General features: G+C 59.9%; 28 protein-coding genes and 2 pseudogenes. 15 read left to right on the forward strand and 15 right to left on the reverse strand.

What is annotated here, in order from left to right:
- Nucleotides 1-8 precede the first annotated feature (8 nt).
- The 5 genes from tnpB (X756_RS1000000169975) to X756_RS1000000169995 all read right to left on the reverse strand — a co-directional run bounded on the left by tnpB (X756_RS1000000169975) (nucleotide 9) and on the right by X756_RS1000000169995 (nucleotide 2235).
- The gene (tnpB, locus tag X756_RS1000000169975) at nucleotides 9-290 is read right to left on the reverse strand and encodes a transposase (protein WP_245264540.1); all 282 of its coding nucleotides are present in this window, start codon (nucleotides 288-290) and stop codon (nucleotides 9-11) included.
- Nucleotides 284-448, reverse strand: a complete 165-nt coding sequence (tnpB, locus tag X756_RS1000000169980) for an IS66 family insertion sequence element accessory protein TnpB (protein ID WP_245264541.1) — start codon at nucleotides 446-448, stop codon at nucleotides 284-286. Before tnpB (X756_RS1000000169980) ends, tnpB (X756_RS1000000169975) begins: the two co-directional genes overlap by 7 nt.
- Nucleotides 445-672: a hypothetical protein gene (locus tag X756_RS1000000169985; RefSeq protein ID WP_023730533.1), complete on the reverse strand. Its 228-nt coding sequence runs from the start codon at nucleotides 670-672 to the stop codon at nucleotides 445-447. Before X756_RS1000000169985 ends, tnpB (X756_RS1000000169980) begins: the two co-directional genes overlap by 4 nt.
- A gap of 378 nt (nucleotides 673-1050) precedes the next feature.
- Complete coding sequence (locus X756_RS1000000169990) at nucleotides 1051-1335, reverse strand: hypothetical protein (protein ID WP_023730535.1); 285 nt, start codon at nucleotides 1333-1335, stop codon at nucleotides 1051-1053.
- 651 nt (nucleotides 1336-1986) lie between these two features.
- On the reverse strand, nucleotides 1987-2235 hold the full coding sequence (locus tag X756_RS1000000169995) for a hypothetical protein (RefSeq protein WP_023730536.1): 249 nt from the start codon (nucleotides 2233-2235) through the stop codon (nucleotides 1987-1989).
- Nucleotides 2236-2696: 461 nt separating this feature from the next.
- Between X756_RS1000000169995 and X756_RS1000000166760 the strand changes: the two are divergent.
- The 3 genes and pseudogenes from X756_RS1000000166760 to X756_RS1000000167805 form a co-directional block, all read left to right on the forward strand.
- Nucleotides 2697-2956 (forward strand): annotated as a pseudogene (locus tag X756_RS1000000166760) (winged helix-turn-helix domain-containing protein); the annotation flags it as partial.
- A gap of 344 nt (nucleotides 2957-3300) precedes the next feature.
- The gene (locus X756_RS0134845; RefSeq protein WP_023730539.1) at nucleotides 3301-4284 is read left to right on the forward strand and encodes a phosphatase PAP2 family protein; all 984 of its coding nucleotides are present in this window, start codon (nucleotides 3301-3303) and stop codon (nucleotides 4282-4284) included.
- 482 nt (nucleotides 4285-4766) lie between these two features.
- Nucleotides 4767-5523 (forward strand): annotated as a pseudogene (locus X756_RS1000000167805) (IS5 family transposase).
- Here X756_RS1000000167805 and X756_RS146965 read toward each other — a convergent pair.
- Genes X756_RS146965 through X756_RS146945 form a run of 5 tightly spaced genes read right to left on the reverse strand, consistent with a single transcriptional unit; the run spans nucleotide 5520 to nucleotide 9985 of the window.
- Nucleotides 5520-6059, reverse strand: a complete 540-nt coding sequence (locus X756_RS146965) for a prepilin peptidase (RefSeq protein ID WP_023730541.1) — start codon at nucleotides 6057-6059, stop codon at nucleotides 5520-5522. The pseudogene X756_RS1000000167805 and the gene X756_RS146965 sit on opposite strands and share 4 nt — an antisense overlap.
- A gap of 9 nt (nucleotides 6060-6068) precedes the next feature.
- Nucleotides 6069-6611, reverse strand: coding sequence for a tetratricopeptide repeat protein (locus X756_RS146960; protein WP_023730542.1), 543 nt, complete (start codon nucleotides 6609-6611; stop codon nucleotides 6069-6071).
- A gap of 52 nt (nucleotides 6612-6663) precedes the next feature.
- Nucleotides 6664-7614, reverse strand: coding sequence for a type II secretion system F family protein (locus X756_RS146955; protein WP_023730543.1), 951 nt, complete (start codon nucleotides 7612-7614; stop codon nucleotides 6664-6666).
- Nucleotides 7615-7631: 17 nt separating this feature from the next.
- Nucleotides 7632-8603 carry a type II secretion system F family protein gene (locus X756_RS146950; protein ID WP_023730544.1) on the reverse strand — a complete coding sequence of 324 codons (972 nt, stop codon included), beginning with the start codon at nucleotides 8601-8603 and terminating at the stop codon, nucleotides 7632-7634.
- Nucleotides 8603-9985, reverse strand: coding sequence for a CpaF family protein (locus X756_RS146945; protein ID WP_023730545.1), 1383 nt, complete (start codon nucleotides 9983-9985; stop codon nucleotides 8603-8605). Before X756_RS146945 ends, X756_RS146950 begins: the two co-directional genes overlap by 1 nt.
- A gap of 526 nt (nucleotides 9986-10511) precedes the next feature.
- On the opposite strand from X756_RS146945, the gene X756_RS146940 reads away from it, so the two are divergent.
- The 10 genes from X756_RS146940 to X756_RS146895 all read left to right on the forward strand — a co-directional run bounded on the left by X756_RS146940 (nucleotide 10512) and on the right by X756_RS146895 (nucleotide 18717).
- On the forward strand, nucleotides 10512-10724 hold the full coding sequence (locus X756_RS146940) for a Flp family type IVb pilin (protein ID WP_023730546.1): 213 nt from the start codon (nucleotides 10512-10514) through the stop codon (nucleotides 10722-10724).
- A 99-nt stretch (nucleotides 10725-10823) separates the two neighbouring features.
- Nucleotides 10824-11864 carry a Flp pilus assembly protein CpaB gene (gene cpaB / locus X756_RS146935; RefSeq protein ID WP_023730547.1) on the forward strand — a complete coding sequence of 347 codons (1041 nt, stop codon included), beginning with the start codon at nucleotides 10824-10826 and terminating at the stop codon, nucleotides 11862-11864.
- Nucleotides 11865-11915: 51 nt separating this feature from the next.
- Nucleotides 11916-13352, forward strand: a complete 1437-nt coding sequence (locus X756_RS146930) for a type II and III secretion system protein family protein (RefSeq protein ID WP_023730548.1) — start codon at nucleotides 11916-11918, stop codon at nucleotides 13350-13352.
- 4 nt (nucleotides 13353-13356) lie between these two features.
- Complete coding sequence (locus X756_RS146925; protein ID WP_245264543.1) at nucleotides 13357-13635, forward strand: hypothetical protein; 279 nt, start codon at nucleotides 13357-13359, stop codon at nucleotides 13633-13635.
- A 69-nt stretch (nucleotides 13636-13704) separates the two neighbouring features.
- Entirely contained in the window at nucleotides 13705-15246 is a 1542-nt protein-coding gene (locus X756_RS146920) for a pilus assembly protein TadG-related protein (RefSeq protein WP_023730550.1), read from the forward strand.
- An 8-nt stretch (nucleotides 15247-15254) separates the two neighbouring features.
- A complete protein-coding gene (locus tag X756_RS146915) occupies nucleotides 15255-15761 on the forward strand; it encodes a pilus assembly protein (RefSeq protein ID WP_280806615.1) in 507 nt (168 codons plus the stop codon).
- A 41-nt stretch (nucleotides 15762-15802) separates the two neighbouring features.
- On the forward strand, nucleotides 15803-16396 hold the full coding sequence (locus X756_RS146910; RefSeq protein ID WP_245264545.1) for a TadE/TadG family type IV pilus assembly protein: 594 nt from the start codon (nucleotides 15803-15805) through the stop codon (nucleotides 16394-16396).
- A complete protein-coding gene (locus X756_RS146905) occupies nucleotides 16393-17559 on the forward strand; it encodes an AAA family ATPase (protein WP_023730553.1) in 1167 nt (388 codons plus the stop codon). The genes X756_RS146910 and X756_RS146905 overlap by 4 nt, the downstream gene beginning before the upstream one ends.
- Nucleotides 17540-18127, forward strand: a complete 588-nt coding sequence (locus X756_RS146900; RefSeq protein ID WP_023730554.1) for a L,D-transpeptidase — start codon at nucleotides 17540-17542, stop codon at nucleotides 18125-18127. The genes X756_RS146905 and X756_RS146900 overlap by 20 nt, the downstream gene beginning before the upstream one ends.
- Nucleotides 18124-18717 carry a hypothetical protein gene (locus tag X756_RS146895; protein WP_023730555.1) on the forward strand — a complete coding sequence of 198 codons (594 nt, stop codon included), beginning with the start codon at nucleotides 18124-18126 and terminating at the stop codon, nucleotides 18715-18717. Before X756_RS146900 ends, X756_RS146895 begins: the two co-directional genes overlap by 4 nt.
- Before the next feature lie 22 nt (nucleotides 18718-18739).
- Here X756_RS146895 and X756_RS146890 read toward each other — a convergent pair whose 3' ends face one another.
- From X756_RS146890 to X756_RS1000000170000, 3 genes are all read right to left on the reverse strand, one after another.
- The gene (locus X756_RS146890; RefSeq protein ID WP_023730556.1) at nucleotides 18740-19279 is read right to left on the reverse strand and encodes a hypothetical protein; all 540 of its coding nucleotides are present in this window, start codon (nucleotides 19277-19279) and stop codon (nucleotides 18740-18742) included.
- Nucleotides 19280-19957: 678 nt separating this feature from the next.
- On the reverse strand, nucleotides 19958-20254 hold the full coding sequence (locus tag X756_RS146880) for a DUF1294 domain-containing protein (protein WP_023730558.1): 297 nt from the start codon (nucleotides 20252-20254) through the stop codon (nucleotides 19958-19960).
- A gap of 87 nt (nucleotides 20255-20341) precedes the next feature.
- Nucleotides 20342-20599, reverse strand: a complete 258-nt coding sequence (locus X756_RS1000000170000) for a hypothetical protein (RefSeq protein ID WP_245264546.1) — start codon at nucleotides 20597-20599, stop codon at nucleotides 20342-20344.
- A gap of 477 nt (nucleotides 20600-21076) precedes the next feature.
- Between X756_RS1000000170000 and dusA the strand changes: the two genes are divergently transcribed.
- Nucleotides 21077-22072: a tRNA dihydrouridine(20/20a) synthase DusA gene (gene dusA, locus X756_RS146875; protein WP_023730561.1), complete on the forward strand. Its 996-nt coding sequence runs from the start codon at nucleotides 21077-21079 to the stop codon at nucleotides 22070-22072.
- Between the two features lie 5 nt (nucleotides 22073-22077).
- On the opposite strand, the gene X756_RS146870 is transcribed toward dusA, so the two are convergent.
- Both X756_RS146870 and X756_RS146865 read right to left on the reverse strand, forming a co-directional pair.
- On the reverse strand, nucleotides 22078-22782 hold the full coding sequence (locus X756_RS146870) for a TIGR02281 family clan AA aspartic protease (RefSeq protein ID WP_023726599.1): 705 nt from the start codon (nucleotides 22780-22782) through the stop codon (nucleotides 22078-22080).
- Nucleotides 22783-22795: 13 nt separating this feature from the next.
- On the reverse strand, nucleotides 22796-23029 hold the full coding sequence (locus tag X756_RS146865) for a DUF1289 domain-containing protein (RefSeq protein ID WP_031238898.1): 234 nt from the start codon (nucleotides 23027-23029) through the stop codon (nucleotides 22796-22798).
- A 187-nt stretch (nucleotides 23030-23216) separates the two neighbouring features.
- Here X756_RS146865 and X756_RS146860 point away from each other — a divergent pair, with 187 nt between their 5' ends.
- The gene (locus tag X756_RS146860) at nucleotides 23217-24215 is read left to right on the forward strand and encodes a nicotinate-nucleotide--dimethylbenzimidazole phosphoribosyltransferase (protein WP_023730563.1); all 999 of its coding nucleotides are present in this window, start codon (nucleotides 23217-23219) and stop codon (nucleotides 24213-24215) included.
- Nucleotides 24216-24220: the final 5 nt, after the last annotated feature.

Raw genomic sequence — 24220 nt, forward strand, 5'->3', positions numbered from 1 at the left:
ACCCCTCTTCAATGGGCTGATCTGGCCGAAGGACGGCTGAAGCCTCGACCGCCTAGGCCGCAACGGCGCGTCTCGACTTTCTTCCCCTGTCGGCTCCCACCCGATGCGGCAAGCGCATGGGGACCCCGAGCGCCGCCATTCCTCGCGAGACAAGAAAGCCGTTCCTGCGCCGGCGTCAGCGTGATCGAGCCATTGAAGCCGGCCATCACTGGCCACGCGAAGCTGCCCTGGTCGAGCCGTTTTGTGAACAGGCACAACCCGTTTCCGTCCCAGAACAGTATCTTCAGCATCGACGCCTTTTCTTGCCCCGGAAGGCAAACAGATTGCCCGAGAATGGGTCCTGCTTCAGCGTTTGCTGCACCAGCATGGCGAGTCCGTCGAGACCTTTGCGCATATCGGTGTAGCCCAGCGCCAGATGCACCTTCACGCCCGCGGGAACGATCATCATGGTCCTGTTGCTCCGCTTCCGAGATGCTCACGAACGGCATCCGGATCGCTGCCGGTGGGCGCAAATACGCGTCGGCCGTCAGGCAGATCGATCGTTCCATCCGGCGGCTGCACGAGTTCACGCAGCAGAAGTGCCGCTGGCGTGCCCTCAGTCAGCGTGACGGGGGCAAGCTTCGCGCGCTTCATCTGCGCGACGCCGAACTGCACGCGCCAGCGGAACAGCATACCCGTGAGATCCCGTGCTTGCGCGCGACCTGCGAGACGCTGACACCAGGCTGGTCACTCTCCAGCGCGATGGCATGCTTTTCCTCGTCGCTGAAGAAGCGTCGGACAGGTTGCCGACGGGCGCCTGGATCAACCTTCGATGAGGCCGTTAAGCTCGATTCTGCCAGCGTTCCGCTAGCACTAGTGCCAACGACCGGACGGGCGGAGGGATGAAGATGTGCCCGCCAGTCGATTTCGACCTCACCCTCGTCCAGTCGGTCACGCCATGTGCGCAGGCTCGTCGGCGAAAGATGCAGCGCGGCGGCGTATTCACGGATGCCCGTGCCGCTCCAGTTCATCGACTCGACATGCATCGCCCAGAACGCCTGGACAGCACGGTTACGCACATCCGTGCTCACCGCGAAGCGCAGCCGAGCGCGCTTTTTTCTGCCGCTTCGCTCGCTCTTCCAGACGCTTCTGGCGGCGCAATTCCGCCTGATATTCCGCCTGCTTACGTGCCGCGTCGTTGGCCGCAAAGTACTTCAGCCAGCGATCGAGCGTGTCCTTCGTCAGGCGATGCACACGGCAATATTCCGTCCGCGTCAGACCGCTTCGTGGCCACGCCTCGACGTGAACCATCCAATAGGACTGCCGCGCCTTGTTCTCGAAATGTCTCAAATTCACCGGAGATCCTCCATGCAACGAAGGAGCCCGACATGTCGCGCTATTGCACTACTCAATCTGGGTGCAGAGACCGGACGCTTACGAACAACCGGAAGATGGCAGGATAAAAGGGAGCACATTGCGCTGCGGTTGGGCGCTATTTTTCAATGGGTTAGACGGCGATTTCACAATGTGTGGATGTTTACTCCACATTGCGAGAAGAGCGATTCCATTCTTAATGCAGTGTGCGGCGGCTGGGCCCGCAGTTGAGGAGACTTGGGCCGGGAAGGGGGCGCAGTCGACGGCAGCGAGACGCTCGACAGAAAGCCCCGTTCTCGGAGGTGGACGCGGGCTCCTTCGGTGACCTCTGGTCGGCATGGCACCCTGAGTGGCCGTCGTTGCGGCTCGGCGATAGCCGACATCGCCAGCATCGGCCGTAGGATGGCGGCCGAATGCAGGCTTGTCGGCGGCGCTCCCGGTCGCGCCTGCGTATGCAAAGCCTTCACGGCTCAATAGAGCGCGCCGGCCGCGACAGGCTTGCCACCGATCCAAGCTTCCATCGCGGCTTGTAGGGGCGCAGCATTCAGGATGCGGGCGCTGCTATCTCCAGCCGCAGTCGCTGTCGGCTGACATGGGACCTTCCATCCTGACACGAATGCGCAAACCGGCGTGCTACGGTCTGATGAGCTGGCCGCGCGAGCCAGCCATTTGCTCTCCGCTTCGCAGTTGCCGGCGTAGAGGGCGCAGCTTTTGTCCTAAGTTGGACACCTTGCCAGCGCCGGCCGCCGCAAGCAGCGCCTGCGCCGCCGCCTCGACCTCGCGCTTCTTGCTGACACCCATCATGTAGACGTAGGCCTGGTCTGCCAAACCACTGATGGCGGCTAGGTCATCCGTGAAGGCGTTCGGTAGATGTCTTGCCATCCATTTTCGAGGAAGTTCATGCTGCGCTTGCTCATGAGGCACAGCTCGCCGCGCTACTGCTGCGTCCGTACACGTTCCCGAGCCAGTGCGGCGACAAGCACCGAACAGTCGAGTTCCTCGTTGAACGAAACGTGCGGGTCCGCCTCTGGCAAAGCCTGAATCAAGCGAAGCGATTTCAATCTGGCTGTCTTGGCGGCACGCTTAGCGCATTCAAGTTCAATGATCGATTTCGCGGACCGCGCACGTCGGCGATCTTCCAGCCAACACATTCCTGCAACCTCCCAAAGTTTTCTCGGTCCATGGATCCCATACGTTGGTGAACTATGTCCCTTCATTTTGATGAAGCCTGCCACCCAAGCGAGGATTCAGATCGACATCGGTGCGATCTGGAACCTGCCAATGAAGCGACCTTCGATGATCTTGCCAATCTCGTTAGGGAGCCCAGGGGAACGCATGGCACGCTGTCCAGGCGCGAGATGAGGCGGGGCGGCGAGGCGCGCTGAAGCTGACCCACCGCGAGCAGGAGATCCCGGCGATCTTCGCCGCGCGCGCCGGCGAAACCATCCCGCTCCATGAGTTGGTCGGCGACGATTCCGAAGTCAGCGAGCGCACCATCGACGTCCAGATCAACCGCCTGCGCCGCAAGATCGAGCGCGATGCGTCCAATCCGGTCTGGATGCAGACAGTGCGCGGCATCGGCTATCGGCTCAGTGTGGAATAGCTGGCCCGGCCAGGTGTTTCAGTTGCATGCTGGCAAAACCGTCAAACAAGAGTATTTGGTTTGACAGTTTTGTCCCTGCACCGTGCCCGGCGATGGCATTCATCGCTTCATGCGCACGCGCGAGCGAAGTAGTTGCTTCTTAATTAAGTCGGGCGCATCCTATCTCGCGGCTTGAGGAGCGATTTGCGCGTGGGCTTTTTGAGAATGCTTCTGATTTGCGCGATTGCGAGCGCAGGTGCCGGCGGTTTCGTCAAGGTCGTCGAATACTTTACCTTTACCCCACCATCGCCGGTCGTGGTCGACGCTCCGGTCCTTCTGAAAAAAGCCCCGCCAAAGAAGCGAATATGGCGGCGAGCGCTGACGTAACTTCCGCACCGAGGAAAGGGCTATCGGCAAAACTGGCGATCTTCGGCCTTTGCTACGCTGGTGTCGCGGCTGGCCTGTTCCCTGAAACCTACCTTGCGGCACTGGGAACACAGCGGCTGCTGATCCTCTATTTCCTGCCGCCCTTCCTGATACTGTTCGGGCTCGCCATTGCCGCTATGATCAACCGGCCGCGCTCCCCACTCAGCTGGTTGCGGGACAAGCTGAAGTCACGAGGCATCGGAGCGACGTGCACGCTCGGAGTCTTCATTCTTAGTCTGGCTGCATTCACAACCTTCAAGCACGAATTCTCGCAGATGGTGCCGTTCTTCGCTGATGAAATCCTGGCGACAATCGACACCGCCCTGCATTTCGGCGACCCTTGGCAATGGCTGCGTGCTCTGCCAATTCCGGCCTTTGCTGATCGGGCGCTTTATATACTTTATTCCCATCTGTGGTTTGTTCTGCTTGCCGGCATCGTTGTCGTAGCAGCTTGGCTTGACGATGCTTTGAAGCGTCAGCGCTACTTTCTGTCGCTCACCGTCGTGGTGATTGTTCTGGGCGTGATCTTGCGGTTGACCGCGTCTTCGGCTGGGCCGATCTTCTACGATCGGATGTTTGAGTCTGACAGGTTCGAAGACCTCATGATGTCGCTAAAGGCGAGCAATGCCGGCCCCGACATCCTCCTGATCGCCGACTATCTTTATTCGTCCTACACGACCCATAAAGCGTCGATCGGTACTGGTATTTCGGCAATGCCGAGTTTCCATGTTGCCATCGCTGTCCTGAACGCCCTTTTCCTCTGGAGCCTCAACCGATGGGCCGGCTTGATCGCCTGGATCTACGCAGGCCTTGTCATGTTCGGCTCGATCTACTTCGGATGGCACTACGCCACCGACGGTTATCTGGCGATCGTCGCAACTGTGATGATCTGGCTATATTGCGGGCGATGGGTAGGGCGGTAATTGGCCGTCCAATAGCGAAGAGCTTATGGCCACGCCAAGAGCTAGGTCGTGAACCCATAAATCTGAGAGAAGGATGGGTTCACGCCGGTGGCGTAAAAAAATAGGCCTCCAGGGGGAACCGATCTCCCTCGCACATTAGCCTTCCGCCGCTCTCTTCAAAGGTTCGCAAAGTCCACCGAGCAAAATCAATCGCGAGGGCATAAGGCTTGAAGGGGATCGCCTCCAGCAATGCGGAGCGGCCTCTGAAAATCGCCCATCGAATGACACACCGCCACTGCATCTCTCGCTCTAAGAAGGGGCTCTGAACTTCAAGTTTGAAAGGTATCGAAGGGCCATCGGCTGGGATGGCTTCGAGTTCCAACGACAAGACTACTGGCTGCTCACTCATGCAAACGTCTTAGTCGAAAAGTGTGACATCCGCTATCAAGGGCGTCACAACTGAGCGGCTTTCATGTTGCGCCCGAATATGAACCAGGATCGTCATGAGCCGATATGACCTGACTGACTTCGAGTGGCGCGTGACCCAACCACTTCTGCCCAACAAGCCGAGAGGCGTGCCGCGAGTTGACGACCGCCGCGTGCTGAACGGCATCTTCTGGGTGCTGCGATCCGGTGCGCCTTGGCGCGACCTGCCGGAAACGCTATGGCCCCGCACCACTTGCTACGACCGCTTCGTGCGATGGCGGACGGCGGGCGTGTGGGACGGGCTGATGGACGCCATCACCGCCGCCTACGAAGGCGACATCCAGAGCACTTCCGTTCGCGTCCACCAACAGGCCGCGACGGCAAAAAGGGGGATCGAGATCATTGTCTCGGTCGTTCCCGAGGCGGCCTCACGACCAAGATCCACGTCGTCGTAGATGCGCAAGGGCTCCCGATCCGGCTCAGCCTAACGGCAGGCCAGACCCACGACGGGCAAGTTGTTGATGATCTGCTCGACCATGTTGGCCGCGACACGATCGTCTTAGCGGACAAGGCCTATGATGCCGATCATATCCGCGCCTCCCTCCGCGAGAAGGGGCCATGGCCAATATCCCGCCAAAGTCCAACCGGCGTAGCAAGCCCTACTTCAGCACATGGCTCTACCGTTAGCGCAACCTTGTCGAATGGTTTTTCTCCAAGCTGAAGCACTTCCGCCGCATCGCCACTCGATACGACAAGTTGGCCGAGAACTTTCTCGCCATGGTTCAACTCGCCTCGATGCGGCTATGGCTGCGCGCTTATGAGTCTACGGCTTAGTTCAACTGCTGCAGAACTCCCGAACTGCTGGCCAGCAGCCAACTCCCGTATATCTGGAAGGCAATTGCGCCAGTCGCAGCTGCCGAAATCGGCACGCCGAAAGGCACGACACCCTTGCGGTCCATGTGCTGGACATAGAGGCGAAACGCGCCTGCCGGCAGCAGAAACGGGTTTTTCATCACCATGGCCATTACCACTGCGAACACCATCAGGAGCAGAGAAAACACGACGAGGCCGCTGCCGCCGACCAGGAACGGTATGACCGCCATCAGCTTGACATCGCCGGCTCCGACCTTGCGCAAGACCCAGAACGGAAAGAGCACGATAAACAGCAGCAGGCCGGCAAGCGTGCTCAGCGTCATGTCCCACCAAGAGTCGGACGGAAGGGCCAACAACAGCAGTGAGCCTGCGCCCAGGCAAAGCAGCAGCAGCACGTTGCTGTTGGATATCTTCTGAGTGGTGAAGTCGAGCCAGGCAATCCTCGCAAGCAGAGGGATCGCAAACGCCTTCAGCAGCAGCGACGCGGCAAGCAACATGTTGGGGCTCTACCGCTCGATGTTCTGCACGCTGGACGACAGGAGCTTCAGATTGTTGACCACAGTCGGATCGTTGGGTGCCAGTTCGTAGGCCTTGAGAAAATTGCTGCGCGCGTCTTGCAGCTTGCCGCGCAGCAGATGGGAATAGCCGACATTGTTGTAATATTCGGGCGTCGCGCCAACCAGCTTGAAGGCACGGCCATAGGCCCGGTCGGCAAGGTCGAAGCGGTGGATCCGGTCGCAGGATGCGGCCAGTCCCATCCAGGCGCCACCGTCATTGGGGGCCAGTTGCGTCGCCTTGAAGAACAGGGCGCCGGCATTGCCGTAATTTTCCGCGCGGAACTGGTTCTTGGCCTCGGCAACAGCCTGATCGGAGGCGTAATATTCGACGTCCCCGACTGTCTTCAGCCCATCGAAAGCATCGCCGAAGGACGTGACATCGCCTTTCGATGGCTCGTTGGTGCGAACGACACCGTCGGTTGTGTCCGCCGTCTGACAGCCGACGAGTGCCGCCATGAACAGGCAGGCCACGACTGCAATTGGCCTTTTCATACAATCTCCCCGTGAGTCCCCGACCCATATTAGGACAAAAGAATATATGCAACTAGAAGAAAACGCCTTTCATGCGGATGATTACAGGCAGCAGGATGACCATAAGCACTACAGGAAAGACGCAAAGTCCCAACGGGATCATCATTTTGACCGGCAAGGAATTGGCACGTTCCTCGGCGCGAAAGATACGCTGGCTTCGCATCTCGTCGCTATAAACCCGCAAAGCTTCAGTCAGGCTGGTGCCAAGTTCCTCCGACTGCCTGAAAAGCACCGCCAGAGTCCGTGCCTCATCAAGTCCCAAGCGGTCGGCGAGTTCACGCAGCGCCTCCCGCATCGGCTTGCCGGCGCGCATTTGCAGATTCATGATCGCCAGTTGAATGCCCAACCATTTGTGGGTGCCGGCCAGTTCCTGGCTGACACGCTCGACCGCCGCTTCCAGGCTCATGCCGGCATCGGCGCAGGTGATCATCATGTCCATGAAGTCGGGAAAGCCGCGCTGGTAAACCCGCTTTTGTCCATTTTCAAAGCGGTCGAGCATGACGCTTGGAATCACCAGGCAGGCGAGACCGAATAAAGCGGAGACGACGTAAGGTATGAAAGCCGGCAAATTTGGCGGCAGTACCCGCGACAGAATCGCATAGCAACCCAGGAAGCCCAAACACACCACTGCGAGCCGCGACACTGTGTAGATCAACGGCGCGCCGGCTTTATAGAAACCAGCACGGAAAAGTTTGGCTTCCAGTGCGTTTGGCTCTCCGCGCGCCTTCTCGACAGACCGGAAATAGGCTTCGATCGGACGCTGGGCAGCGATCCTCGCAAGCTTCTCCTGTCCCAGCAAAGAGCGGCGGTCAGCAATGCCGTCGGCAATCAGGCTCTGCGTCACCAGTTTTCGCGTCTGCAGCGCCGGAAGAAAGATGAGCGCTCCAAAAAGGAACAGGGCCACCGCGGTCAAAAAGACCGTAATGGAGATCAAAAAACTCAGGTCCTGCAAGTTCGCGAACAAATCTGTGCTTCGCCCCGCTAGATATCGAAGTTGACCATTCGATACATCATGAAGTCGCCCAACAGCGCCCAGCCCGCGGAAATTGCAAACGCCGGCAACATCAGCGGACTGTTCCAGACGGTGCCATAGTAGGTGGGCGCGGTGACCTCAAGAGCCAGGAACATTACCACAGGAAACAAGGATATGATCCAAGCCGACATTCGCCCTTCCGACGTAAGCGCTTTGATCTTCAAGCGCAGTTTTTGCCGCTCACGCAGGACCGACGAAAGATTGCCCAGGATTTCGGTGAGATTGCCGCCCGTCTTGGATTGGATCGAGAGTGAGACCGACAGCAAATGCAAACCCTCGAAGCCGACCCGCTCCGACAGCTTTCGCACTGCCTGCTCCAGGCTGAGACCGAAAGTGATCTCGTCCGACACGATGCCGAATTCGGTTCCTATCGGGTCAGGCATCTCACGTGCGACCAAGCTGATTGCAACCGATGCTGGATGACCGGCCTTCAGCGACCGCACGATCATGTCAAGAGCGTCAGGAAGTTGCCGGGCGAATTTGAGGATTCGTTTATTGCGGGCTCGCCGCAGAACCAGCAAGGGCAGCACGAAGCCGATGACGAGAAAGGCAATGAACCCGATAACCATCTGCAGGTTGAAGACCAGTGTAGCGAGAAGTCCAACAACCAGTCCCGCGAGCAGAAAGATCACTGCAAAGAGGATTGGATTCCCCGTGGTACCCGACTGCGTATAAAGCCTGTTTAAACCTATCGCTCCAAAAAGGTAGTCGCCGGTGCTGGTCAGGCCTCGCTCGAGCAACAAACCTTGCAGTGTCTGTTCTGCCGGACCCTCCTCTCCGAGCCGCTTTAGTCGGCGATTGATAACTCCGAGCCTTGCATGCCGCGCGGAATACGACACGTAGACAGACTCGACCGCAAGGATCACCGAGGCGGCCGCCAATACGTAGATGAAATAAAGCAGGGTCTGTCCGGTCGGCATCACAGCGCAACCTGAGGATTGAATGCGTCCTTCGCAAAATGATGTCCCAGCGTAGCCGCTTCCGGGGCAAAGCGCGGTCGGACACCCGTTGCCCGAAAATCTCCGATGATCGTGCCGTCGGCGGCAACATCGCGCCGAACAAAATGATAGATTTCCTGGAGCTGGACGACATTGCCTTCCATGCCGGTTAGTTCCGATATGGAGATAACACGCCTGCCGCCATCGGAAAGGCGCTGCGTCTGCACGATGATGTCAATGGCGGATGCGATCTGTGCCCGGATGGCATCATGGGTCATCGGCATGCCGGCCATGCCGACCATCTGCTCAAGGCGCGAGATGGCATCACGCGGCGTGTTGGCATGGATGGTGGTCATCGACCCCTCGTGGCCGGTGTTCATGGCCTGCAGCATGTCAAAGGCCTCCTCGCCGCGAACCTCGCCGACGATGATGCGGTCCGGCCGCATGCGAAGCGCGTTCTTCAGCAATTCGCGCTGACGAACCTCGCCTCTGCCCTCGACATTGGGAGGCCGCGTCTCCAGACGGCCGACATGCGGCTGCTGCAATTGCAGTTCGGCCGCATCCTCGATGGTGATCAAGCGCTCTTTCGAAGGGATGTAGCTCGACAACGCGTTAAGCAACGTCGTCTTGCCGCTGCCGGTGCCGCCCGAAACCAGGATAGATTTGCGCGACTGCACGGCGATCCGCAGCAGCTCGATCATTGGCGGGCGAATCGAGTTGAACGCCATCAGGCGTTCGAGCGAATAGGGGTTTTTTGAAAATTTTCGAATCGAGACCAGCGGGCCATCCACCGAGATCGGCCGCACCGCGATGTTGACGCGCGACCCGTCTGCTAGGCGGGCGTCGACCATCGGCGCCGATTCATCAACACGCCGGCCGATCGCCGAAACGATCTTGTTGATTATGCGCAGCAGATGCGCCTCGTCACGAAAACGAATCGAAGTTTCTTCGATCACGCCGCGCCGCTCGATGAAGACGCGGTTGTGCGTGTTGATCAGGATATCAGCGATCGAGTCGTCCTTGAGCAGCGGTTCGATCGGCCCCAGTCCGAGCATCTCGTCGGCGGTGTCGCTGGTCAGTTGATCGAGTTCACGTGCATTCAACGGAACGTTTCGACTGCGGACAAACTCCCGTACGATCGGCCTGATTTCGTTGAGGATCTCGTCCTTGGTTGCTGTTTCGAGCGCGGCCAGGTTGAAGCGGTCGATCAGATGGCGGTGGATCTCGACCTTGAGCGTCAGGAAGTCGTCGCCACCCTCTGCCGCATCCATCGTTGGAGATTGAACGCTCGGAATCACCACGACGGGTACCGGAGCCTGCGGCGCCCGCGTCTCATTCGGTCCCTTGATGAAGCGGCCCAACATCGCATTCAACCCCTCGACAATTCCCCGGACCGGAAACTAAACGTTAACCAAGGGAGGCACAAGCGCCGAGCGAGGCGGCGATCACCTGATACTTACAACATAGTTAAAGCCCTGACGTAAAAAAACGTTTTTATTTCACGCCGCGCTCGGCTGTCATCAAACACGAAACCCACCTCACGGAACCTTTCATACCGCAACGAACCGCATGCGGGTGAAAAAGGTCGGTAAGCCATTAGATATAAAGGAATATGCCGCCTGGCTAATACGACCCTCTTTCGCCTTAGCTGTGGCCAAATTGTGAACGAATGGTTAAGGACGATTGAAAATTCAGCACAATCAAGCTCTTGTCAGAATTCAAATCGCCCTTGAACTCGCGAGCATAGGTATTGGAAGGTTAAGGAATTGTTAATCCCGTTTGACTCTGCTTTTTCGCGAGCCTTAGGATTGAGGTGACGGGGGATGCTTGGGTATGGAGTTCATCCTGGCTCTGTCTCGTCGGGTTCAACTCCAAAGGGGAGAAATTGACATGAAGAAGCTCATGACGATGACCCGGCAGTTCCGCGACGACGAAAACGGCGCTGCTATGGTCGAATATTCCATCCTGGTCGGCATTATCGCCACCGCGTCTATTCTGATCATCGTCGGCATCGGGTTGTGGGTGACCGGACGTTTCACCGCTCTCTGCGTTGGTCTGAATGCTGGACCTGGCAGTTGCGCCGTGGGTGGCACGGGTAGCTGATCACTCGCGCTCTCCTCAGGCCCGGACAGGGGGTCCGGGCCTGAGATTTAGCCGCCGGACAAACGCGGCTGATTTAACAAGCCTCCTGGGGTTGGGCTCATGCGCGCAAATACAGTCATAATGATCATTCTCGCCGGCGTGTTCGGAGTGCTGGCGGTTGTGCTCGCCAATATCTGGCTGGCCAACCAGCGTAGTGCGATTGCAAAGACAGGCGATATCCCTCGCGATACGGTCGTCGTGGCGTCAGTGGCGCTGAAGTTTGGTGACACACTGTCCGCCGACAAATTGCGCGAAGTCGCGTGGCCGACGGGCGCGGTTCCGACTGGCGCCTTCAAGACAACAAAGGACCTGCTGGCCGGAGAAGGTTCGAAGCAGGCGCTGCAGGCGATCGGCGTCAACGAACCAATTCTCGCCACCAAGATCACCGGCCCCGGCCAGCGCGCCACGCTTTCGGCAGTGCTCGGCGAAGGCATGAAAGCCGTTTCCATCAGGGTCAATGACGTGCTTGGCGTCGCCGGCTTCGTCTTCCCCGGCGACCGTGTCGATATCCTGCTGACTCGCACGGTACGCAACACCGAAGGTGTGGATCAAAGTTTTGTCGATGTGCTGTTGCAGAGCATGAAGGTGCTCGCCGTCGACCAGGTCGCCGATGAGAGCAAGGACAGCCCTACCGTCGTCAAAGCGGTGACGCTCGAAGTCAGCACCAAGGATGCGCAGAAGCTTACTTTGGCCGCCGGCGCCGGCCAATTGTCACTGGCGTTGCGCCAGGCAGCCGCCAGCAAGGGCGAGACGACCGAACGCGTCACGGTGTCAGACCTGACTGCCGAAACGCCAGCCGACGTCGCAGCCAAGCAGGCCGAACGCGACAAGAAGGTGGCAGCCGATGCCGCGGCCGCGGCGGAGCGCAAGCGCGCGGATGACAAGATCGCCGGATTGGAAAAGGCCGTGGACAGAGTGGGAAGCCAGCTCGACCAGTTGAGCAAGGTCAAGCCGGTTCCGGCCGTGGTGACGGCACCCGCATCAAAAGAAGTAGTCAAGGAAGTTATCAAGTATTTGGAGCCGGCACCGCCGAAGAATGTTACAGTGGGCGTGTTTCGGGGCGTGAAGCTCGAATCCTATGACGTGCCGCGACAACCATAACAAAGCGCGGCGAAGCGGGGGCTGGCGGTGGCCGCAGTTTGGGAGATGGGGATGCAGGGGTTTTGGATGAGGGTAGCGGCGGCCGCGTTGTCCTGTTTGGCTGCGCTGCTGACGTCGAGCCTTAGGGCTGAAGCAGCCGACCGCTTCATCGACGTATCGAACCCGAGCGTCCATCGCATCTTCCTGCCGATGTCGCAGTCGGTGACCCTCCAGGTGAGCGCCAATCTCGGCGATATCGTTGTCGGCGACGAGAAGATCGCCGATGCCCAGCCGATGACCGACCGGACGCTTTATGTGATCGGCAAGAGCGCCGGCACCACCACGGTCAATCTCTTCTCCCCGGAAAAGCGCTCGCTGGGCGTAATCCAGATCGAAGTCGGCGTCGACGTTAGCGACATGGCGCAGGCGATCCGCCAGGTGGCGCCCAAGGCGCGCATCGAGATCGGTTCGATCAACGGCAAGGTGAGGCTTGGGGGTCACGTCAAGGACGGCGCCACGCTGGCATCCATCATGGAGGTGGCGCAGCAATATGGCCCCGACGCAATCATCAACTCAGTTATTGTCGACGACAGCCAGCAAGTGAACCTGGAAGTGCGCATTCTCGAAGCCAAGCGCAATGCCGGCCGAGACCTCGGCGTTTCGTTCAGGAGCAGGGGCAGCAATGCAACCAAGTTTGGAACGGGCATCGCAGCTACCCAAGCACCCGGTGTAGACCCTGGTGAGCTGGTGACGGGCCTGCTGTCGAAGTCGAATCCTTTCGCGACCCTGATCACCCAGGTGATCGACAGCAACATCAAGGTCGACCTGATCATTGAAGCGCTCGAGGCCAAGGGAGTTGTGCGTACGCTGGCTGAACCCAATCTCACCACCTTGTCCGGTGAGCCGGCCAGCTTCAACGCCGGCGGAGAAGTGCCCATCCGTGTCGTCGGCAATGATGGCCAGATAACCGTCACGTACAAGCAATTCGGCGTCAATCTGCTGTTCACGCCGATCGTGCTCGACGACGGCAAGATCCATATGAAGCTGGCGCCGGAAGTCAGCGATCTGACCAGCTTCACCACCGCCGGCGACCCGATCTTCACCAACCGCAAGCTTGATACCGTCGTCGAACTGCGCGACGGCCAGAGCTTCGCGGTCGGAGGGCTGCTGTCCAGCAAGACCACCAAGCTGCAGAACCAGGTGCCATGGCTCGGCCAGGTGCCGGTCATCGGCTCGCTGTTCCGCAATTCGAGCAACCAGAAGGAAGAGACCGAACTGGTCGTCATCGTCACGCCGCATGTCGTGCGGCCGGTCAAGCCCGGCGAACAGCTGGCGACGCCGTTCGACAAGACACGGCCGGCCAACGATCCGGAATTCTTCGTGCTCGGTCAGCTTGAGGTGAACAAGGATATGATCCGAAAATACGAAACGGGCGACGGCGTGACTGGACCCTATGGCCACATGCTGGACTTCAAATCGAAGGACAAGATGCTCTATGTCAAGAAATAGTGTCGTGATCCTCATTCTGTGCGCCGGTGCACTATCAGGCTGCGCCGCCGATTATCTGAACCACTACGACACGGTGACTCTGGCCGCCGGCGATACGCAGAAATACAATTCGCTGGCTCAGACAGTCGATCCGTTCAATCCGAACTCGAAGAACACACATATCGAAGGCGACGGCACGCGGGCTGCCGCTGTTGCCCAGGGCTACAAATTTCCACCGCCACCACCACCGCCGCCTGCGATCACGGTCAATGTAGGCGGGGCGGTGAACAACGGAGCGAATTGAACAGAAGGATGCGGTCGCAATGCGCCGGGTGAGCGAGGGGCTCGGTGCAAGGAAGCAGAGAGTAAGGTCATGTTGGGGACCATTAGGGCGTTCTGGAACGATCAAAGGGGTATTGCGCTCATCCTCGTCAGCATCATGCTGCCGGCGATCATCGGCTTCTCGCTGTTGGCGATCGACGCGAGCCGGGTGAACAATCTGCACAACGACCTGCAGAAAGGCACCGACGCACTGGCGCTTGCCGCCGCGGCCGAGTTGAACGGTCGATCCGATGCATGGACGCGCGCCGAGAACGCTCTGTCCAATCTCGTTTCCAACAGCACCAGGTTCTCGGATGGAGGCACCGTACCGCTGACCACTGGCACCGGAGCCACCAGTGTGAACTCGACCTATTCGGCGTGCCGGTCGAAAGGGCAGATTTCATGGTGTTTCCTCGCCTCCATACCGACAAACGACTCCGATCCGATTACGTCAGCCAACTATGCCGCATCGGCAATCGTGACCCGGTTCATTCAGGTAGAGGCACATCCTGAGAGCTTCACGTCGTTTTTCCCCGTTTCCATCGTCTCCTCGGGAGGTACAGCCAACAGCAGCTACAATCTCAGCACCGCCTCGGTGGCCGGGTTCACCTCCGGCGTCTGCAATTACACCCCCGTCTTCATGTGCAACCCATATGAGATGGTGAATGGCACCAATTCGGCGGGTGGGGCGACGCTCGAGCAGGCTGTGACCGACCCAGCTATTCATCGCCGGCTGATCGAACTGCGATTGGTGGGAAACAACTCCGCCTATGGGCCGGGCAATTTCGGCTTCCTGGCACCGCCGGATGATGTCGGCAATGGCGCTCAGGCACTCGCACAGACAATCGCCACCTCGACACCCCGTGGCTGCTATTCGGCGCAGGGCGTAAGCACCAAGACCGGCCAGAACAACGGCCCGGTCCAGGACGCGTTCAACGTTCGGTTCGGTATCAACGCCAGCGGCAATGCTTTCAACAGCCCGGAATACGGCCCGGCCGCAAACGTTCGCAAGGGAGCGATAACTGGAGGGAACGGGCAGGGGAATGGAGGGGGGAATCAATGCCCTTCCTATAACCAATTGACGTTCAATGGAACGGGCAATATGGGTCTGCCCCGGGATGCCACCACGCCCTATATGGGCGGACGCATGGGCGACGGAAACTGGAACCTTTCCGGTTACTGGAGCACCAATTTCGGCTCCGCCAGCTACCCCTCTTCGTGGAATACGACCACGCCGACCCGGTACCAGGTCTACAAACACGAGCTTGCGAATAGCCTGGTCGGAACAGCCTCGGCAGGCGGCGAGGTGGGAACCCCGCCGAGCTCCTGCCAGCCTCCGGTGACTTCCGTTGATCGTCGCTTGCTCTACGGCGCGCTCCTTAATTGCAACGCGCTTCAGGCCGCCGGCAACAATTTGAGCGGCAACAGCACCAACCTTCCCGTTGAAGCCTTCGGCAGTTTCTTCATGACGGAACCCGTTCCGGGTGCGTCGCAGGGAGGGTCGGTCTTTGTCGAGCTCGTCGACATTACTGGCCGCGGCGGACAAGGGACGCTCGACAACTTCCTGCGCGACGAAGCGCAGCTTTACCGGTGATGACGACAATGGTTCGGCTGATAGCTCGCCATCTCCGGAGATTTAGGCGCGACCAGCGTGGCACGGTGCTTCTTGAAATGGCGATAGTGGCGCCGCTGATGCTGCTCTTGTCGGCTGGCGTGTTCGAGTTCGGCAATCTGATCCATGACAAGCTGTTGATGGAAGCCGGCCTTGACGATGGAGCGCGTTTCGCCTCACGTTGCAATAGCCAAATCTACACTCAAGCCAATCTGACAATTAACTGTGCTGCCGTTGCGGAAAACATTGCCGAGCGCGGCAATGTAGCTGGCGGCACTGAGCGCGTTCCTGGTTTTAACGTGACCATCAACACTTCTACTTGCTACAACACGGTCGACGTCAACGGGGTCGTTCTCTACCTCTCGACGACATCCCAAGTCTGCGTTGTGACGGCTTCCGGCACCCTTCTTTACAGCGACATCGGCATGCTGTCGCTACTTGGCATCGGCCCGATCACGCTAACCGCCAGCCATCAGGAGCGGTTCATCCGATTTTGATGATGATGAAGCGGTTCGTGACATCGGAAGACGGAGCGACGATGGTCGAAATGGCCATCGCGATGACGCTGCTGCTTACCTTGACCCTTGGCTTCGTCGATTTCGGCTATGCCCTGTATCAGTGGAATGCCGCGACCAAGGCCGTGCAGATCGGCGCTCGGCTCGCATCAATTTCCAATCCGGTTGCAACCGCGCTTACGACAGCCGCACCGACCACGACCCCGGGCGCTCCGGTGGTTGCCGGTATATATGGGCCGTTCGCCTGCAGCTATGCCGGTTCCACTGGCTCCTGCACCAACAGCGGCGCATTCGACGCCACTAATTTCAGCCGCATCTTTCGCGGGGACACAGCCGTCACCAACGACGATGCCTGCCCCACGCCGACAGCAAACCAGCGACCCGGCATGTGTCACTTTTTCCCCGGCTTGCTGCGCAGCAACGTCGTCGTGACCTACACCGCTACCGGCCTCGGCTATCAGACCCGCCTGGGCGGCCCAGTGCCGACCATCACTGTCAACCTTCAGAACATTACATTCCAGTTCTTCTTTCTGGGCGGACTTGGATACGGAAACCTCACAATGCCCTCCATGTTGAGTACGGTAACGGGCGAAGATTTGAAGAGTACTGCGTCATGAATGCCATCAACACTAAGGTCCTTCCGACCAAGCGAAAGCAGGTGGCGCTGTTCTCGTCGGATGCGAATTTCAAGCGCGATGTGGCGACGCGGCTCGACGCGCTGGCGATCTATGATGTCCGGATTTCCGAGACCGGCGACTTCCTTAAAGGGCCGCCCGCGGACACGCGCCCCGGCATCGTCATCCTCGACCTCGGCAATGGCGAGTTGCTCGGCAGGCCGGGCATCGTCGAAGTGCGCGCCCTTTGGGCAACCGTGCCGCTTATCGCGGTCTCGGACGAACTGTCGTCGGAGCAGACGCGTGTGCTGGTGCGCATGAACGCTTCGGACTGGCTGCACAAGCCGCTCGACGGCAAGGAACTGCTCAATGCGGTGACCTTCCACGACACCGGGAACCAGGGAACCAAAAGCCGTATCATCACCTTCATCAGTGCGAGCGGCGGCGCCGGCGCGACGACGCTTGCTCTCTCGGCGGCCGAGTTCCTGTCATCGAAGTCGAAAGAGCGGGCGGCTTCCACTTGTCTGGTCGACCTCGATTTCCAGAGCGCCAATTGCGGCGCCTATCTCAACCAGTTCAACCAGTTCGACCTCGGCGGCATCATCGGCCAGCCGGAGAGGCTCGACGTCGAGCTGATGGATGTCATCAAGCTCTCGCGCCCGTCCGGGCTGACGCTCTATTCCTTCGAGAGGCCGCAATTGCCTTTCGAACCGCAGGGCAGTGATTTTGTCTTCCGGCTGCTGGACCTTGTGGCCTACCGGTTCGACGACATCATCATCGACCTGCCGAACATCGAGACGCCCTGGCACAATTCCGTGCTGTCGACGAGCGATGAGATATTCATCGTCTTCGAACTCAACGTCGCCTCACTGCGGCAAGGCAAACGGCTTTACAAGAAGATCCGTGAGTTGCGTGGCAGTGCTGTCAGCATCACGCTGGTCGCCAACAAGCACAAGCGCAAATGGTTCGGCAACCATTTTTCGCGCAGCGAACTCGAGAAGATCTTCAAGGCGCCGCACATCAAGTCGGTCGCGCTGGACAATGCGCTTCTGACCGATGCGTTGAACCGTGCTATCCTGCCTGCCGAGGTGGATGGGCGTGCGCGCTTCAACAAGGACCTCAAGCGGATGTTCAAAGAGCGGCTCGATGACGCTGCTGCCAAGTAGGTATCGGATTGGCCCGGGATTGGCCTGCGTCATGAGCATTGCGCTGATGGTGCTGGTCCAGGATTTTGCCAGCGCGCGATCGGCACTTTCGGATCGGCCGCCGCTGCCGGCAATGGGCCCCAGCCTGCGCAAGACAGTTGCCTTCGAGACGACAGAACAGCCCGGAACAATCGTTATCCGCAAGGACGAGAAAGCGCTTTACCTGGTGACCCGACAAGGCCAGGCGCTTCGCTATCAGATCAGCGTCGGACGCGACGGATTTGGCTGGACCGGAGTGGTCGAGGTGGGGGCGAAGACCGAATGGCCGGAATGGCGCCCACCCCGCGAGATGCGCGCCCGCCAGCCGGACCTGCCGCAAATGGTGCCTGCCGGTCCTTACAATCCACTTGGCGCCAGGGCGCTCTATCTGCTTCGGAACGGGCGTGACACGCTCTATCGGATACACGGAACCAACGATCCCAAGGGTGTTGGCTTCGACGGAACATCGGGGTGTTTTCGCCTTACCAACACCGATGTGATCGATCTCTTCAAGCGCGTCGCGATCGGCGCAAAGGTGGTGGTTCAATGACGATGATCAGCGAACCGGACATGCCGGCAATCGAGATTGGGACAGCAGCCCGCATCGGAGAGCAGGCTGTCACTGGGAAACCGAGCGACAAAAGCATTATCGGCGCGGTCATCATCGGCACGTCCCTGCTCACTTTGGTGAATATGGTAGCCGCGGTTTATCTCTACCGCGGCATCAGCGATATGCGCTTTCTGGAAGGGCGCCTGGAACAACTCGGGACGTTCGAACAACGAATCGGCGGCCAGTTGGATACGGTCAACAACGGTTTTCAGAGCCGATTTGAAAAACTTGACAGTCAACTGCAGAGCAGCTTTGGCGAAATCAACCGGAGCATAGCCCGGCTGGAACAGAGCCAGCCTATTGCCCATGACGAAATCACGTCGAGCGCAGCGGAACCTTCCGTCGACACGACCAGCAGCATGGCGGAGGCGCCTGCTGTTCTCGATGGTGAAGACGCGACCGACCCCAACGTTGTCGATGCGCCGCGTCCAGCGAAAAACAGGATCGCGGCCGCAGCGCCTGCCCCAAGCTCCAACTACCAGCGCATAGAGCAGGCCGACGGCAAGGTTTACTACCGGAAGATCAACTAACGCCGGAAAAAATAGGGCACCCTTAGAGATCTCGCTGCAAAGCAACAAGCCTCGCGGCCAGCGCTCCGGACCGCTGCCGGGTTTCGCTGAGAAAGACAACATGACAGTAGGCGCATGCTGTCACACCCAAAAACAGCACAAGGGTGTTCTTCAAGGTAAAATCAACCATTAGCGAGAATGGAAGACCCCCGGGTACGGCGAATGAAGCGATCGTGCTCGCCGTTTCGGAATGGCTGGTGACGGCGATCATCAACCCGGCAAAAAGCAGGGCGATGTGGTTGGCAAGGAAGAAGAAGGCAGCCGACTTTCTTGTGCGGCACGCCGTCCAGCAAACGATTGATGCGGCAGCCAGGACGGAAGCATCGAGGACCATCGAGGCGCCCACAAAGAGATCGACCTGTTGCCAGAACATCATCGACAGTGGCCTTAGTTCAAGCCAGATCCGCCACATTGTAGGACTGGCCGGATAAGCTCCCAGCAAGAAGGTCGCCATGCGCTCCCCTGCCAGGATCAGCAGGATCAGAGCTGGGAAGGCAAAGAGCATTATCGACTTGCGCTTCATGTCACCCTCGACAAACTGGCAACAAGATAGCTTGCAGAGATTGAGCGAGGCTTAACAGACCTTTGCTGGTCCTGCGGCAGCGCGGCCAGCCGCGAATGGCAGCAGAAAGAGCCATGCGCCATTAGTTGCTTTGGCTAAGCACGAGCGTCACCACCTTCGGCTCGACCCGTTTCAAACATCGTTCAGGAATATTGGGCCACATCGCCTTGGCGCATCGCTCGTCGTCCTTTGGCGTTAAGGCAATCCAGCGTTTTGAGCTACGGGCTTCCTCACCGGTCGTAAGGAAGACCTGTGTAAGCAGCGCGGTCGCCATGAGTACCTGGACGATGATAAGAGCGTAAGCGAAACTTCTGATCATCCGCTCGCAACGCCGAACTCGCGAGCTGGTTCCAATGTCGTGCCCACCGGGTAACCACGATCGCGATTCTTGGCTCCTCGCAGTGAATTTTGCCATTCAATACCGGCGGATGTTGAACGAAGTACGCGTCTTGTCCTTGGCCGCGTTTCCAGAATACGACGCGTACTCGCGAAAGGTGCCGATGCTCGTCCCTTTTTCGCGAAGGTTGACGCTAGCCGCGCATTGATGGCCAGCAGTCGGGGTCGGTTCCGGTAGGGCGCGCGCCGGCATTCATCGCTGATCCGGTGCCGCTTGAACGTCCGCTCTTGACACCCTTGAAACTAGAGGCCCCCGAATTCGCCTCCGAATGTCAGTAATTGCGAGAGCGCTTCGGGCAATCCCGGAAAGAGCAATCCCACTTCAATCGCGATTACCGCGAGGACTTGGAGCAGGACGATGCGAGCGAGGCTGGAGCGGAACGGCTCCTTGCGCGTCTTGTGCCGGATCGTCTTTTGCGCGATCACAGTCCCGATGCTACCGCCAATGATGGCGAGTGTAAGAAGCGTCGACTCTGGAATGCGTTGGGCACCGTTTTTGGCCATAGCCTTGTCGAACGACATGGTGGCGTAAGCCAGCAAGTTTACCGCGACAGCGTAGCCGATGACCCCGATTGCAAACTGCCGGCATGCGCTCCTCCACCTTCGGGCCAGTATAGCCTAAGCCCGCTAAATCATCGGATGGCAACGGGTCCATCTAAATGGGCTATCTGAAACGTCGTCATGGTGACACGAAGTGACCGATGAGCCTGTCGAGTTCATCCTGCGTCGGGCGCCTGTCGCGCTGATGGCCTTTCCAACCACGCGAAGCCTCTTCAGGGCAATACGCGCGAGATCAACCGGTTCGACCTTGACGGGCAGACCGTGCACCGCAGCGGCATGAGCCAGAATGAGTTTTACAAAGCCAATGTCGATGCCGAGCGTCATCGGTCCGGCACCTTGGGCGGCGCGGTCACGACCAAAACGAATGAGCCGTTCGCGATCGAGCGCTGCTAGGTTGCACTTCCCCAGATGTCTTTGGAGCATATCGAGGGCTGCGGCCTTGGAGCGGCGAGGGGACTTGCCTACATCGCACATGTCGTCGATATGAAGGTCGATGGGTTCGCCGAAAGTTTTCAGGCGCGCTATACGGACTTGGTCGGCGTCTCACCGCGATCGACTTGGCGCTCGGTTTAGGTTGCCCAGCGCCTGGCGTCGTCTCGGCGCAGAAAGGTCTCGCTAACGTAGCAACCCTTGCGACGGACTTGGACACGCCATGAACCGGACGAGAGTTTTGTGTAGGTGGCCATTTTCTCGTGTGCGCTCCGTGTGCACTGAGAGATCGAAACGTGGCGAAAAGGGTCGTATTCTGGCGTAAATTCGCGTGCACTCGGGCTGCTATAACGATTTGATGTTAAAGAAAAAATGCTGAAAAATCAAGATCATAGACTGGCTATTGCACCCATGATGGACTGGACCGACCGGCATTGCCGGTTCTTCCACCGCCAGTTGACGCAGCGTGCGCTGCTCTACACCGAAATGGTGGTGGCGGACGCTGTCATCCATGGTGCGCGCGAGCGGCTGCTTGGTTTTGACGAGACCGAACATCCGGTGGCACTGCAGCTCGGCGGCTCCGATCCGCAAAAGCTGGCCGAGGCGGCGCGCATCGGCGAGGGCTTCGGTTACGACGAGATCAATCTCAATGTCGGCTGTCCGTCCGACCGCGTCCAGTCCGGCACGTTCGGCGCCTGCCTGATGAAAGTGCCTGACCTCGTCGCCGATTGTGTGGCGGCGATGAAGGCGGCGGTGAAAATCCCGGTGACGGTCAAATGCCGCATCGGCGTCGACGAGCAGGATCCGGAGCCCGCGCTCGACGCGCTGGCCGACGGCGTTTTCGCGGCCGGCGCCGACGCGCTGTGGGTGCATGCGCGCAAGGCTTGGCTGGAGGGTCTGAGCCCGAAGGAAAATCGCGACATCCCGCCGCTCGACTATGACAGGGTCTATTGCCTCAAGGCTAGAAAATCGAACAAATTCATTGGCATCAATGGAGGCGTTCAATCGCTCGAAGAGGCGGCTCGCCACCTCGATCATGTCGATGGCGCCATGCTTGGCCGCGCCGCCTACCACACGCCAGGCATCCTGGCCGGCATCGACGCGGCATTCTACGGCGGCAAGGCCGGCGCCTACGATTTTGCCGCGCTGATCGACGCGATGGCCGACTATGCGGCGCGGCATATCGAGCAGGGCGGGCGGCTCGGCCACGTCACTCGCCACATGGTCGGGCTGTTCCACGGCCTGCCCGGCGCGCGCCGCTTCCGGCAGATACTGTCTACCGACGCGACGAAACCCGGCGCCGGACCGGATGTGCTGAAGGCTGCGTTCGCTGCCGTCGATTTCGACCGTGTTGAAAAGGCCGCTTAAGCAGTTCAGTCGCGCAGAATCATCCGGTCGCCGCGCACGTCGAAACCCGACAGGGAACCGATGAAATTCATGCCGAGCAGGCTCTGGCTGAGCGCGCCGGGCGCGGCGACCATGACCTGCATGTTCTTGCGCACGATGCCGCCGATCGCCAGTTCGTCGGTGCGCACCGAAGCGGCGCGTGCCATGCCATTGGCAGTCGAGACCGGGACGGTGAAGCTCAGCGCTGCCGGATTGAAGCCGGCCGCCTGCGCGTCTTCGGCGGTGAGCACTGTACTGGTCGCGCCGGTATCGACGACGGTGCGGATCGGCGCGCCGTTGATCGTGATGCGGGCCTCGAAATGGCCGCTGTCGGCCTTGTCCAGGGTCACGGTGGCATGGCCGTCCTCGACGCCGAGCGCCAGCGGGCTGCCGGGAACCAGGCCCGCCGTCACCCGGCTGGCGAAATCCTGCAACTCGTAGCGGTACTGGTAGCCGGCGACGAGCGCCAGCACGATCAGGGCCCACGTGCCGAGATTGCGGGCCATGACGCCGAGCGGCCTGCCGGACCGGACAAGGCCGGCGCTGACGAGCAAGCCGATCGCCCCCAGCCAGACCAGACGGCTGAAATCGTAATTCTCGATGCCGAACGTGCTGCCGGCGTCGTTGTTGATCATCAGCAGCACCAGCCCGAGGCCGATTGCCGCCATCACGATCCAGAACAGTCGGTTCATTGGACCTGCCGTTTCAAGAGAGGACGTCGCGCTCGCGCGCCATGCGGCTGCGGCGTGTTTCCCGGCGCGGCCGGCGCTCGACCGTTTCCAATCGGGCCGGCAACTCGGCCATGACGCTGCGGCGTAGCTCCGGCGTCATGCCCATCCAGGCGCCGATTTCATCGCGCGTGCGGCCACAGCCGAAGCAGAAGCCGGTTTTCATGTCGATCGAACAGACCAGGATGCACGGGGATTCGATGGCCGTCATGACTTTCTCTTGAAGGTTCCGTCCGGAATCCCTCGTTCCATCTCCACATGGTGCAACGGCAAAGCCAATGCAAGCCCTTCGGAATGCGGCGCGGGCAACCGCTTTCGCGCCAATGTCGAGGGGAGTTGTGCAGGCCGGGCAAGGCGGTTATGCCGCTGATCAACCACAGGGGATGATCAGGATCGACATGACCAGCGCGCTGCCCTTCGACGACTTTCGCAATCTGCTGGCGAGCCTGCCGCCTGCCGATACAGTCGCGGAAAACAGGGTGCGCACCCTGTTTTCCAAGGCCGACAAGCCGAAAGCCTCGCTTGGCCGCATCGAGGACATCGCCGCATGGCTTGCTGCCTGGAGCGGGCGCGCCCCGCCGGCGGTGAACCGGCCCCTGGTGGCGATCTTCGCCGGTAACCATGGCGTGACCCGCCACGGCATCTCGCCGCGCCCTGTCGCTGCGACCGCCAACGCCGTTGAGCTGTGCGCCGCCGGCGGTGCGGCAATCAACCAGATATGCGTCGCCAACAATCTTGGCCTCAAGGTGTTCGACCTGGCGCTGCACATTGCGACCGCCGACATCACCGAGGACGCCGCCCTCGACGAACGCGGCTGCGCCGCCACCATGGCCTTCGGCATGGAAGCCATCGCCGGTGGCGCCGATCTGATTTGCCTTGGCGATCTCGGCGTCGGCAACTCCACCGTTGCGGCGGCCTTGTGCGCTGCCCTGTTCGGTGGCAGCGGCGCCGACTGGGTCGGCCCCGCCTCGGGCGCCGACGCGGCCATGCAGGCGCGCAAGGCTGATGTAGTCGATGCAGCCGTCGCCTTGCATGGTGCGGCTCTGAAGGACCCGTTGGAGGCACTGCGCCGGGTCGGCGGCCGCGAATTCGCGGCCATTGCCGGCGCCATCATCGCCGCGCGGATGCAAAAAATCCCGGTGCTGCTCGACGGCTTCGCCGCGACCGCCGCCGCTGCCGTGCTGCATGCCGCCAAACCGGGTGCGCTCGACCATTGCCTGCTGGCCAGTCTGTCGCCGGAGCCCGGCCAAAGGCTTGCCGCTGTGCGGCTCGGCCTCAGGCCGCTGTTCGATCTCCGCATCAGCCACGGCGAAGGGGCAGGGGCCGCCCTTGCCGCCGGTCTGGTCAAGGCGGCGGCGCTTACCAGTTTGGGCATGGCGGCGGCGGTCAAAGCCTAGAACAA

The organism is Mesorhizobium sp. LNJC405B00 (assembly GCF_000502615.1).
Taxonomy (GTDB): domain Bacteria; phylum Pseudomonadota; class Alphaproteobacteria; order Rhizobiales; family Rhizobiaceae; genus Mesorhizobium.